The organism is Brevundimonas sp. P7753 (assembly GCF_013386595.1).
In the GTDB taxonomy this organism is placed as follows: Bacteria; Pseudomonadota; Alphaproteobacteria; order Caulobacterales; family Caulobacteraceae; genus Brevundimonas; species Brevundimonas bullata.
Genome location: NZ_JACARP010000074.1, coordinates 1 through 11,530, shown reverse-complemented (window position 1 = coordinate 11,530; position 11,530 = coordinate 1). Strand labels below are relative to the sequence as shown.

At 66.7% G+C, this 11,530-nt stretch carries 10 protein-coding genes; 5 read left to right on the top strand and 5 right to left on the bottom strand.

Features of this window, described 5'->3' with window-relative positions:
- Window positions 1-277 precede the first annotated feature (277 nt).
- Both HX774_RS13855 and HX774_RS13850 read right to left on the bottom strand, forming a co-directional pair.
- Window positions 278-706, bottom strand: coding sequence for a CBS domain-containing protein (locus HX774_RS13855; protein ID WP_178827622.1), 429 nt, complete (start codon window positions 704-706; stop codon window positions 278-280).
- An 89-nt stretch (window positions 707-795) separates the two neighbouring features.
- On the bottom strand, window positions 796-1,440 hold the full coding sequence (locus HX774_RS13850) for a rhomboid family intramembrane serine protease (protein WP_178827620.1): 645 nt from the start codon (window positions 1,438-1,440) through the stop codon (window positions 796-798).
- Between the two features lie 109 nt (window positions 1,441-1,549).
- Here HX774_RS13850 and hfaA point away from each other — a divergent pair, with 109 nt between their 5' ends.
- The 4 genes from hfaA (at window position 1,550) to HX774_RS13830 (ending at window position 7,197) form a co-directional block, all read left to right on the top strand.
- The gene (gene hfaA, locus HX774_RS13845; protein WP_114818753.1) at window positions 1,550-1,987 is read left to right on the top strand and encodes a holdfast anchoring protein HfaA; all 438 of its coding nucleotides are present in this window, start codon (window positions 1,550-1,552) and stop codon (window positions 1,985-1,987) included.
- A gap of 2 nt (window positions 1,988-1,989) precedes the next feature.
- Entirely contained in the window at window positions 1,990-2,997 is a 1,008-nt protein-coding gene (gene hfaB / locus HX774_RS13840) for a holdfast anchoring protein HfaB (RefSeq protein ID WP_178827626.1), read from the top strand.
- On the top strand, window positions 2,927-4,162 hold the full coding sequence (hfaD, locus tag HX774_RS13835) for a holdfast anchor protein HfaD (protein WP_178827618.1): 1,236 nt from the start codon (window positions 2,927-2,929) through the stop codon (window positions 4,160-4,162). The genes hfaB and hfaD overlap by 71 nt, the downstream gene beginning before the upstream one ends.
- Window positions 4,163-4,302: 140 nt before the next feature.
- Entirely contained in the window at window positions 4,303-7,197 is a 2,895-nt protein-coding gene (locus tag HX774_RS13830) for a pitrilysin family protein (protein WP_178827616.1), read from the top strand.
- Between the two features lie 131 nt (window positions 7,198-7,328).
- On the opposite strand, the gene HX774_RS13825 is transcribed toward HX774_RS13830, so the two are convergent.
- Window positions 7,329-8,198 (bottom strand): hypothetical protein, encoded by an 870-nt coding sequence (locus tag HX774_RS13825; protein WP_178827614.1) that lies wholly within the window; start codon window positions 8,196-8,198, stop codon window positions 7,329-7,331.
- A gap of 145 nt (window positions 8,199-8,343) precedes the next feature.
- Complete coding sequence (locus HX774_RS13820; protein WP_178827612.1) at window positions 8,344-8,874, bottom strand: gamma carbonic anhydrase family protein; 531 nt, start codon at window positions 8,872-8,874, stop codon at window positions 8,344-8,346.
- 299 nt (window positions 8,875-9,173) lie between these two features.
- Here HX774_RS13820 and HX774_RS13815 point away from each other — a divergent pair, with 299 nt between their 5' ends.
- The gene (locus HX774_RS13815) at window positions 9,174-9,950 is read left to right on the top strand and encodes a PhoH family protein (protein WP_178827624.1); all 777 of its coding nucleotides are present in this window, start codon (window positions 9,174-9,176) and stop codon (window positions 9,948-9,950) included.
- A gap of 62 nt (window positions 9,951-10,012) precedes the next feature.
- Here HX774_RS13815 and HX774_RS13810 read toward each other — a convergent pair whose 3' ends face one another.
- Entirely contained in the window at window positions 10,013-11,251 is a 1,239-nt protein-coding gene (locus HX774_RS13810) for a cation:proton antiporter (RefSeq protein ID WP_114816208.1), read from the bottom strand.
- Window positions 11,252-11,530: the final 279 nt, after the last annotated feature.

Below are 11,530 nucleotides of genomic sequence, written 5' to 3'. Positions count from 1 at the left end.
CTTTCTCTCAACACTCCCGAACCCGAAGGCCCGGCGGAGGCGGCTATCTAAGGAAAGCCGACCTCCAAGTCAACAAGGCTTTTCAACCTTTTCTGCAAAGCTGGAAACCGAAGCTCCATCCCGCAGATCCCGCCCGGCCCGTCTCCGAACCCCGCGGCCCGCCCGTTTCAAAGCGAGCGGCGGATATACGGACCCATCCCCGAGTCCACAAGACAAGAATGACCAATTTGCAAAAAACCGAACGAACACGAATCGACCAAGGCCTCGGCAGAGCCGCTTATCCCGCCGCTATATAGGTGCGCAGGCTCTCCGCTTCCTGGGTGGCCTCGGCGATCTGGCATTTGACGACGTCCCCGATGGAGACGACCCCGGCCAGCTGGCGGTCGCGCAGCACCGGCAGGTGGCGCACCCGGCGATCGGTCATCCGCCCCATCAGCACCGCCACCGTCTCATGGGGTTCAGCGAAGATCACGTCCGCCGTCATATAGTCGGACGCCGGACGCGACAGAGCCCCTGCCCCATCGCGGGAAATCGCCTGGACAATGTCCCGTTCGGACAGAACCCCGACCACCTCGTCGCCCTGGCAGACGATCAGGGCGCCGACCCGCTTGCGGTCCAGTTCGGCACAGGCGTCGTTCAGCGACGTATCGGGCGACAGGGTGAAGACCGCCTGTCCCTTACCCTTGAGTATCTCGGCGACCAGCATGGCGGCTCCTTCCCGTTTCAATATGGGAGACGACCGCGGACCGGCCGCTACCCCGACAGGATCGCTCAGACGCAGACGATGCGCAAATCCTATCGCGGGGCGAACCAGCGGCCCAGCGGACCGATCGCCAGAATGCCGAACAGGAAGCCGAAGGCGTGGGCCTCCCAGGCGATCCGCGCGCCCTCGGCGCCGGGCGCGAAACCGACCAGACCAATCAGCAGATTGACGCCCATCCAGACCGCCGCCGCCTTGAGCACCGCCGGATGGAACAGGGGTAGGACCCGTCCATGCCCGCCTAGCAGCCGGGTCGCCGCACCGATCAGACCGAACACCGCGCCCGAGGCGCCTTCAAGCGGCGCCATGCTCCCAGGATGGCACAGGGCGTAGCCCCAGGCCGCGACCACGCCGCTGCATACATAGAGAGCAATGAAGGCCAGAGGCGCGAAGCCCCTCGCCAGCAACCGCGCCACCGGCGCGCCAAAGGCCAGGGCGCCGACCGCATTCATCGTCACATGGGCCCAGTTCCCGTGCAGCAGCATGGAGGTGAACAGGCCGCTCCACAGGCCGTGCGCCAGATCGCCAGCCCGGAAGGCCATCGACAACCCCTCATCCGGCAGTCGCTCCTGAAACCAGAAGAGCACCGGCATGGAGGCCGCGATCAGCACCGGCAGGAAGGGCGCGTTCAGGATCTTTTCGCGCGGAGCGCCGGCCGGTTCGTCCACGGGATGTTGCATCCCCCCTAGATGGACAATCGCGGCGTTAACCTCAACCCGTCCCGAAACCGGCATTTCGGTCTGGCATGACCGTTGCTGAGTGACCCGCATAGACACTGCGGAGCCCCTCATGCCGTCCCAAAGACTGACACTGCCGGTAGCGACCCTGACGATCAGCCTGATCGTCGGCGTGGGCGCGGCCGCGGCCCAATCGTCGGGTTCGGCCGGCGCCGCCCAGTTCCAGGCCGGCTACGGCGGCTCGCGCTACACCACCGCCCAGAACGCCACGGGATCGACCCGTGACGAGAACGGCAACCGCCTGATCGTCAACGGCATCATCCAGGCCGGCGCCAGCAGCTATTCGAACAGCAGCGGCGGCGCCTCGTCCGGCTATGTGGGTGCGGGCGGCAACGGCGGGACCGCCGTCAGCGGCGCGACAGCCATCGGCAATAATCTCAACGTGGTGGTGCAGGGCAACCGCAACACTGTGATCGTCAACTCCACCCAGACCAACACCGGCGACATTAAAGCCGGCTCGGCGCTGAACGGATCGCTGGTCTTCCCATGAGCATGAACTCCTCCATCCGTATCCGCACAGGCGTCGCCATCGCCGCCGTCGCCGCTCTGCTGGCCGGTTGCGCCAGCACCAGCGCCGGACCGTCGGGCCAGTACGCCAAGCCGATCGGCAACGCCCCGGTGACGTCGAATCCGACGCCCTATTCGACCGCGCTTTATTGCCTGGCCGACTATGCGCGCCGTTACAACCTGCCCTCGCCCCGCATGGCCGTGGGCCGGATCAGCGACTACACCGGCACGGTCTCGGCCGACGGCGGGCGTCAGATCACGCAAGGCGCCTCGCTGATGGCGAACACCGCCCTGGCCAAGGCCGGCGCGCGGATCGTCGAACGCTACGACACCTCGGTGTCGGAGCTGGAATTGCGCTACGCCAACAACAAGCTGATCGGCGACGACCAGCCCAACGGCGCGCCTCAGGACGCCGCCTACCGCCGCATCCTGGCCGGTCAGGTGCCGGGCTCGGACTTCTATGTCGTCGGCGGCATCACCGAGGTGAACTACAACATCCGCTCGGGCGGCTTCGACATCGCCGGCGGCGAAGTCCAGCAGAACGGCGGCTCGGGCCTGCTGAGCGGCAAGGTCTTCGTGATGAACGTCGCCATCGATCTGCGCCTGGTCCAGACCACGACGCTCGAAGTCGTCGACGTCGTTTCCTATCAGAAGCAGATCGTCGGCCGCGAAATCTCCGCGGGCGTCTTCGACTTCATGAACGGCAACGTCTTCGACATCTCCGCCGGCACCAGCGGCATGGAGCCGGTCCAACTGGCCGTCCGCGCCCTGGTGGAACGCGCCACCGTCGAGTTCATGGCCAACCTGTACGGCGCCCCCGGCCCGGAAGTCTGCCTGAACCCTGCCAACGACCCCCTCGCCGACAGCCCTGTCGGCCCGACCGGCGGCTTCTATCCCGCCTATGCCAATACGGACACGAACAATGGCCAAACTCGCGCAGATCCGGCTCGCTGGCACGATCGCCGTGACAGCGCTGTACGCGGCAGCCGCTAATACGGCGGTCGCACAGGACGGCCCGCTCGTCCTAAACAATCAGTTGCAGCTGGGCGATGTCGTGGCCGGCCAGACGCTGAACGTCGTCGATGTCAGCGCCACCGGCTATGCCTTCACCTCCAACGCGGCTCTCGGCAACTCGGCTGTCGGCGGGACCGAGGGCGAGGCGATGAATGTCCGCTCGAACCAGATCGCGCGCGGCGACACCAACGCCACGACGACCATGACCTTGCGCGGCGACACCAACGGCCCCGTGATCGGCATTATTCAGGCGCGCGCCAACAACCTGACGGCGACGACGAACGACGCCAGCACCTCCGTGACCGCCACCCAGGAGGCCAGCGGCGACACCTTTGCGCGCAGCAACATCACCAACGCCGACGCCCGGCTGGTGGGCGGGGCCTATGTCGCTGTCGGCGCTGTCGGCAACAACGTCGGCCTGGACGGGACCAACGCCTCCACCACCGGAGTGATCGATCAGACGACGTCGGGCGAAGTCCGCGCCCACAATCTGGCGTCCACCCAATACATCCCCGCCGCCGCGCTCTTCTCCAGCGACGCCACCGCCAATGCGGTGCAGGTCGCCACGGACGGCGTGTCAAATCAGAACATGACGGTGCGCCAACGCTCCAACGGCGCCATGGTCGAGGCCGCCGTGAACCCCAGCGCCGGCAACGCCTGGGATCTGGCCGGTCGCGCCACCGCCACCGGCAACCTGGTGGGGCTCGGCAACGAAGGCGGCGGCGTGTCGGCCACGGTCGATCAGGAAAACAGCGCCCGCATCCGCGGCGCGGCCCGCGTCTTCGCCTATGACTATGGCAAGGCCTATGTCGCTTCCCGGGCCGCCGCCAACGAGGTCTCTCTGGTCGGCGACGACTTCGCCGTCGGCATCGACAACGCCCAGCGCAACACGGGTCTGGTTGAAAGCACCGCCACCTTCCAGGGCGCCAAGGGCTATGACGTCTATGTCGGCGCCGACGCCATCGGCAATGTGATCAACTGCGTTCAATGCCGGGGCGCCGCCAACAACGTCCAGACCAACAGCGGCAACATCAGCGCCACCGCCAACACCACGATCACCAACAGCAATCGCACGGTGATCAGCGGCGCCAACGCCGTGGGCAATGCGGCGACCTTCTACGTCTCAGGCAACGGCGGAAGCTAAGATTACCATTCGGTAACTTGAGGTAGTCAAGCACGTTTGTCAGTCTGACAAACGTGCGGGCCTCCCCTGCACGTGAACAAACGTGCAGGGCCGCAGTCAGTCCCGGGGGCCGCCTGATCGCACGTTCAGGAAACCGCCGAATGCGATCGCCTCGCCACCTACTGCTGCTTGCCGCCTCCAGCCTGGCTCTGCTGGGCGGCGCCGCCCTGCCCGCCCTCGCCCTGGATTCCGCCTGCATGGCGGCGCATGCCGCAGCGGCCCAGGACGCCGCGCCGTCCCAAGCCTGGGCTCAGGCCGCCAGCGACATCCCGGCCGACCCGGCCGTGCGCTTCGGGGTCCTGCCCAACGGCATGCGCTACGCCATCTTGAAGAACGCCACCCCTCCGGGTCAGGCCTCGCTGCGCCTGCGGATCGCCGCCGGCTCGCTGATGGAGAATGAGGACCAGTTGGGGCTGGCTCACTTCATGGAGCACATGGCCTTCAACGGCACGACCAATGTGCCCGAGAACGAGCTGCTGCGCATTCTGGAACGTCTGGGTCTGGCCTTCGGCGCCGACACCAACGCCTTCACCAGCTTCGACCAGACCGCCTATACCCTAGAGCTGCCGCGCACCAACGACGAGACCGTCGACACCTCGCTGCGCATCATGCGCGAACAGGTGTCCGAAGCCCTGATGAAGGCTGAAGACATCGACGCCGAGCGCGGCGTCATCGAGGGTGAAGAGCGTCTGCGCAACACCCCCGGCCTGCGCTCGCTGAAAGCCCAGATCGCCCTGCTGGCTCCCGGCCAGCGCCTGGCCAACCGCCTGCCGATCGGCGACCTCAGCATCATCCGTTCGGCGCCGCGCGAACGCTTCGTCGAGTTCTACGAGGCCTATTATCGCCCTGAACGCGCCACGATGATCGCCGTCGGCGACTTCGACGTCGATCAGATGGAAGCCAAGATCCGCGCGACCTTCGCCGACTGGAAGCCCAAGGCCGCCGACGGCCCGAATCCCGATCTGGGAACCGTCGCCCCCCGCGCGCCCGAGACCCGCATTCTGGTCGAGCCCGGCATCCAGTCGTCGATCCAGCTTAACTGGGTCCGCAATCCCGACCTGGACCCCGATACTGTCGCCGAACGTCGCGACAGCCTGTTGCAGAACCTGGGGCTGGCCGTACTCAACCGGCGCCTGGGTGAAATCGCCCGCGCCGACAACCCGCCCTTCATTTCGGCCAGCGCCGGCAGCGGCAGTCTGTTCGACAGCGTCGACATCGGCTCCATCTCAGCCGCCTTCAATCCGGGCGGTCTGACGCGCGCGCTGGAAACCATCGACCAGGAACAGCGCCGCCTGGTGCAGTTCGGCGTGTCTCAGGCTGAACTGGATCGCGAGATCGCCAACAACCGTACGGCGCTCGAAAACGCCGTCCAGGCCGCCGCGACCCGCAGCACGCCGGGCCTGGCCAACGCCCTGCTGGGCGCCGCCAACGACGACCTGGTCTTCTCGGCCCCGGCCACCAACCTGGCCTTGTTCGAAGCCTCCGTGAAAGATCTGAAGGCCACCCAGGTCGACGCCGCCGTCAAGACCGTCTTCGAAGGCCAGGGCCCGCTGGCTCTGGTCGTCACGCCCGAGCCCATCGAGGGCGGAGAGGCCGGCGTCACCGCCGCCCTGCAAGCCAGCCGCTCGGTTCCCGTCACGCCCCGCGCCGAACAGGCAGAGCTTCAGTGGCCCTACGCCGACTTCGGCGCCGTCGCCACGCCCAGCAGCCGCACCGAAGCAGCCGCGGTTGGGGCCACGGTCGTCACCTTCCCTAACGGCGTCCGACTGACGGTCAAGCCGACTGAGTTCAAGGACGAGCAGATCCTGATCAGCGTCCGCACCGGCATCGGCGAAGAAGCCCTGCCGACGGATCGTTTCACCGCCCAGGCCCTGGCCCCCATGGTCTTCACCCCCGGCGGGCTCGGCAAGCTGACCGCTGACGAACTGAGCCGGGTCCTGACCGGCAAGATCTACGGCGCCGGCTTCACCATCGACGGCGACGCCTATCAGTTGTCGGGCGCCACCCGTCCCGCCGACCTGCAACTACAGATGCAGGTGCTGGCCGCCTATCTGACCGACCCCGGTCTGCGCCCGGCGCCGTTCGAGCAGATCAAGGCGGTCCTGCCGCAGTATGTGGCGCAGCAGCGCGCCACGCCGGGCGGCGCCTTCGCCATCGACGGCGCGGGCTATCTGGCGTCGGGCGACAAGCGCGAGGTCTTCCCCCCGGCCGACGTCATCGCCGCCTTCACCCTCGACGAACTGAAGCAGGGCGTGATCCAGGGCATGGCGTCCGGCCCCATCGACATCGTCATGGTCGGCGATGTGACCATCGATGACGCCATCGCGACCGTCGCCTCCACCTTCGCGGCCCTGCCGGAGCGCGCGCCGGCGGCCCAGCCCCTGCCCGGTTCTGACCAGCGTCGCTTCCCGGCGCCGACGGCCCAGCCGGTGCGCCTGACCCATACGGGTCCGGCGGAACAGGCCCTGGCCTATGTGGCCTGGCCCACGACCGACGCCGTCGACGACCGCACCGAAGCCCGCAAGGTCGCCATCCTCAGCGAGGTGTTCAAACTGCGCGTACTGGACGAAATCCGCGAGAAACAGGCCCTGGCCTATTCGCCGCGCGTCTCGTCCTCGGCGTCCGACGTGTTCAAGGACTACGGCTCCATCTCGGTCATGGCCGAGACGGCGGCGGACAAGATCCCGGCCTTCTACGCCGCTGTCGACGCCATCACCGCCTCGTTGCGGGACGCCCCCGTCACTGAAGACGAGCTGAACCGCGCTCGCCTGCCGACGATCGAAAGCCTGCGTCGCAGCCAGGCCGGCAACGAGTACTGGCTGGGTCAACTGGCGGATGTTGCGGCCAAGCCGGCGACCGTCGAGCAGATCCAGACCCACATCAGCGACCTGGAATCCTTCACCCCCGCCGACATCCAGGCCGCCGCGCGTCAGTATCTGAAGTCGGACACGGCGTGGAAGGCCGAGGTCGTCTCGGACAAGGCCCCGGCCCAGTAGGCGGCGCAACGTCAAACGAAAAAGGGGCCCCGATCCAGCGGATCGGGGCCCCAAGTCTTTTGGCCTAATCGACGGAGAGTCGATGGGCGAAATCTAGCTCAGCCCGGATGACCCCAGGCTGAACGGCCCATTCAGAAGACCCGGCCGCCGACGCCGCCGTCCAGCATGATGACCGCGCCCGAAGCCACAGCACCGGCGCTCTCGACCATCTCCTCACGATACTCGGTGTAGGTCTCCTCGCGGATCATGGTCAGCACCTTTACGCCCGCGCCATAGCGGCGCAGCAGCGAACGCTCGTTGCAGTCGCGCTCCTGCTTCTCGGGGCGGCACTCAAGCTGACCGCCGCGGCCGTACCACAGGGCCTCGCGCTTGTTGCAGTTGATGGTCTCGCCTGGGCCGCCGGCTTCGTCGGCGATGGTCCACTGCAGCTTGGTCCCGGCGATGCAGCGATAGAGCTCGCCTTCATAGTCGGTCGCCACGTCCTTGCCGGGACGGACCTGAGAGGCCGGGTGAGGCACGGCGCGGTCGTCGATGCAGACAGCCTGGATGACCACCCGCTTCTCCATACGACGCGAGGCAGTATAGGGGACGCGGACCATCTCCATGCTCTTGCCCTCGACCGACAGGCCCTGAATCGTCGTGGGATAGGGCTGATCGACGTTGAAATAGGCGCCGCCGCCCCCGCCGACGATGACGGTTCCGCCGGCGCGAGCGCCGCCAAAGGCGCGCGCGCCGGCCACGTTGACGTTCACATTGACATTGACGTTGCCGCCCCCGCCCCAGCCGTTGACGCCGTCACGCGGCGTGACAGGCGGAACCGGAGGGATGACAGGCGGCCTTACCGGCGGTGGCGGCGGCAGGCAGCACGGCGTGACCGGCGGCGGCGGCGGTTGCGGCGGCTGGCAACCCGTATTGCAGCCCGCCGCGGCCACGTCCGCCAGCGCCATCATGCCGACAAAGCCTGCGGCGCCAGCCAGAATTTTCTTGATCCCCACCCGCATGGGCCCGGACTCCTGCATTGATCTGCCAGCATGGCTGCAAGTCACGGGCCGGTTCAGTGGGCGGAAAAGGGCCAGAAAACTCTCATTTTCAGGACGGGCGGCGGAAAAGCCCGCCATCCCGTGTGCCATCCTGGCACACCCCGGATCAATCGACCGGGTTCAGCTCCGCCAGATAGCGCTTCCAGTTCTCGACATAGTGCAGGGCGGAAAGCCGCAGGGCCTCGATCTGCCCCTCTTCCAATTCCCGCACCACCTTTCCAGGCTGGCCCATGACCAGGGAGTTGTCAGGAATGACCTTGCCCTCGGTGATCAGGGCGTTAGCGCCGATCAGGCAGTTCTTCCCGATCCTCGCCCCGTTCAGGATCACCGCCCCGATGCCGACCAGGCTGTTGTCGCCGATGGTGCAGCCATGCAGCATGGCCTTGTGGCCCACCGTCACCCCGGCGCCGATCGTCAGGGGCGAGCCGACATCGGTGTGCAGGATGCTGCCGTCCTGAATATTGCTGTCGCGACCGATCACGATGGGATCATTGTCGCCTCGCAAAACCGTGTTGAACCAGATGCTGGCGCCGGGATGCAGAATCACATTCCCTAGAACCGTTGCATTCGGCGCGATCCAGTATTCGCCCTCAGGCGGAAACTGCGGCTTGCTGTCGCCCAGGCTGTAAACACTCATCCGAACACACCCTATGTTTCAGAAAATGATGGCTTTAAGCCCTCATAAACTACGTTAGCATCATTGTGTTGATGCGATTCGAGGTCGCCATTTCGGCCCCGGATCTGAAGCCGGATCAAGCCCGGTCCGGTCAGATACTGGAGAATGCGCGTGGCGTGTTCGCGACCAGTTCCGGGACGACGCCTGTGCGGCGGCGACGACCCTGCGACTGATCCCGGCGGCTTCTGCGCGGCTCCGCCCCTCTCCTCCCCCACCGACGACCAAGGCGAGACCCTGCCGGGCTCGCCTTTTTTCATGCCCTGGAGGCGTTCATGACGAAGCGTTCGGCCATCAAGCATCAAGTCCGTGAAGGCGTTCTGGATTCGCGGGAATTCCTGCAGGACGCCAAGGTTCGGCGATTGCCGCCCCGGACCGGCTGGTCGCCCTGTCCCTCGAACGACGAACGCGACCAGGGCTATCTGAAGACGCTGAAGCCCAAGTCGGACGGTCAGGCCGAACTGATGGAGGCCGTCGACGCCCACAACATGGTGCTGGCCCTGGGGCCGGCAGGCACCGGCAAGACCTATCTGGCCGTCGCCAAGGCCGTCGAGGCGCTGGAGGCGGGCAGGATCGGTCGCATCGTCCTGTCGCGCCCGGCGGTCGAGGCCGGGGAGTCCATCGGCTTCCTGCCCGGCGACATGGAGGACAAGCTGGCGCCCTATCTGCGCCCCCTCTACGACGCCCTTTCGGACCGCCTCAGCATGAAACGGGTCAAGGCCCTGATGGCCGAGGGGCTGATCGAGATCGCCCCCATCGGCTATATGCGCGGCCGCACCCTGAACAACGCCTTCATCGTCGTGGATGAAGCGCAGAACTGCACCTACGTCCAGCTCAAGATGCTGCTGACGCGGCTGGGCTGGCACTCGACCATGGTGGTGACGGGCGACCCGCAGCAGTCGGACCTGCTGCCCGGCGTGTCGGGTCTGTCGGACATCGCCGAGCGGCTGGAGGCCGTGCCGGACATCGCCGTGGTCCGTCTGGCCGAGCGTGACATCGTGCGCCACCCCCTGGTCGCGAGCATGATCGGCGTCCTGTAAGCCCCCCTGTCAGGACGCGGATGCGGAAGAGGCCCGGTGAGCGATCATCGGGCCTCTTTTCATTACATCACCTCGGCCAGGGCCGCCTTGGGTTCGACCTCTACCTTTTTCGCCGCCGGCGGGACCCGCCCGCCGATCCGGTCGATCAGGGCGAAGACGAAGGGGTTGAGCGAGATCGACAGCAGGGCCGAAGCCAGGATCAGGTCGTGGGTCTCGCGGCTCATGGCGCCCAGGGACACAGAGGTGGCGGCCAGGATGAAGGAGAACTCCCCGATCTGGGCCAGGCTGGCGGCGACGGTCAGGCTGGTCGCCCGGTCCAGCTTGAAGGCCGTGGTGATGGCCAGGGCCGCCAGCGACTTGCCGATGATGACGATGCCCAGCACGCCGAGCACCGCCAGAGGTTCGCGCACCAGAATGGTCGGGTCGAACAGCATCCCGACAGAGACAAAGAACAGCACGGCGAAGGCGTCGCGCAACGGCAACGACCGCTCGGCGGCGTTGTGGCCCAGGGGCGAGCTGTTCAGCACCAGACCGGCCAGGAAGGCGCCGAGGGCGAAGGAGTGGAACAGATAGTAGGCGACCCAGGCGATGCCCAGGGCGATGGCCAGCACGCCCAGGGTGAACAGTTCGCGGGACTTGGTGTGGGCGATGCGCACCAGCACCCAGGGCAGGACCTTGGCGCCCACGACCAGCATGATGCTGACGAAGCCCGCCACCTTGATCAGGGTCCAGCCGATGGACTTGGCCAGTTCGGCGCCGCTCAAGGCCTCGCCCGGCGCGATGATCAGCAGCGGCAGCATGACCAGGGCGACGACGATGACCAGGTCCTCGACGATCAGCCAGCCCATGGCGATGCGGCCGGCGTCGCTCTTGAGTTGTTTGCGTTCTTCGAGCGCCCGCAGCAGCACCACGGTCGAGGCGACCGACAGCGAGAAGCCCAGCAGCAGGGCCTCCACGTCGCCGAGACCCAGCAGGAAACGACCCAACCCCCAGCCCAGGACGGTGGCGGCGCCAATCTGGACCAGGGCGCCGGGGATGGCGACCTTGCGCACCTTCATCAGGTCCGCCGCCGAGAAGTGCAGCCCTACCCCGAACATCAGCAGAATGACGCCGATCTCGGCCAGCTGCGGCGCCAGTTCCGTATCCGCGACAAAGCCGCCCGTGTAGGGGCCGACGATGACCCCCGCCACCAGATAACCGACCAGGGGCGACAACTTCAGCCGATTGGCCAACATGCCGAACACGAAGGCGAGGACGAAGCCTCCGACCAGGGTGATAATCAGGCTGTCGGCATGCGGCATCGGCGCTCCTGCGTCGGTGAAGGTTCTTCTGGGGCTGGAAACCTCAAACTGGGGGCGAGACGCCCGCCACGGCAAGGCTTTCATCGCCGTTTTACCGGGATGAAACCGATTGGAAACAGTCAAAGTTGCGTGCGCGACGACGGGTCGCGGAATGACGCAGCCTCTCCCTCCCCTTCATGGGGAGGGTGGTCGCGTCAGCGACCGGGTGGGGAGGGCGTGGTGATGCGGACGCGGCGCGTGATGCGCCGAAGCGCCCCCACCCGTCTGGCGCTGCGCGCC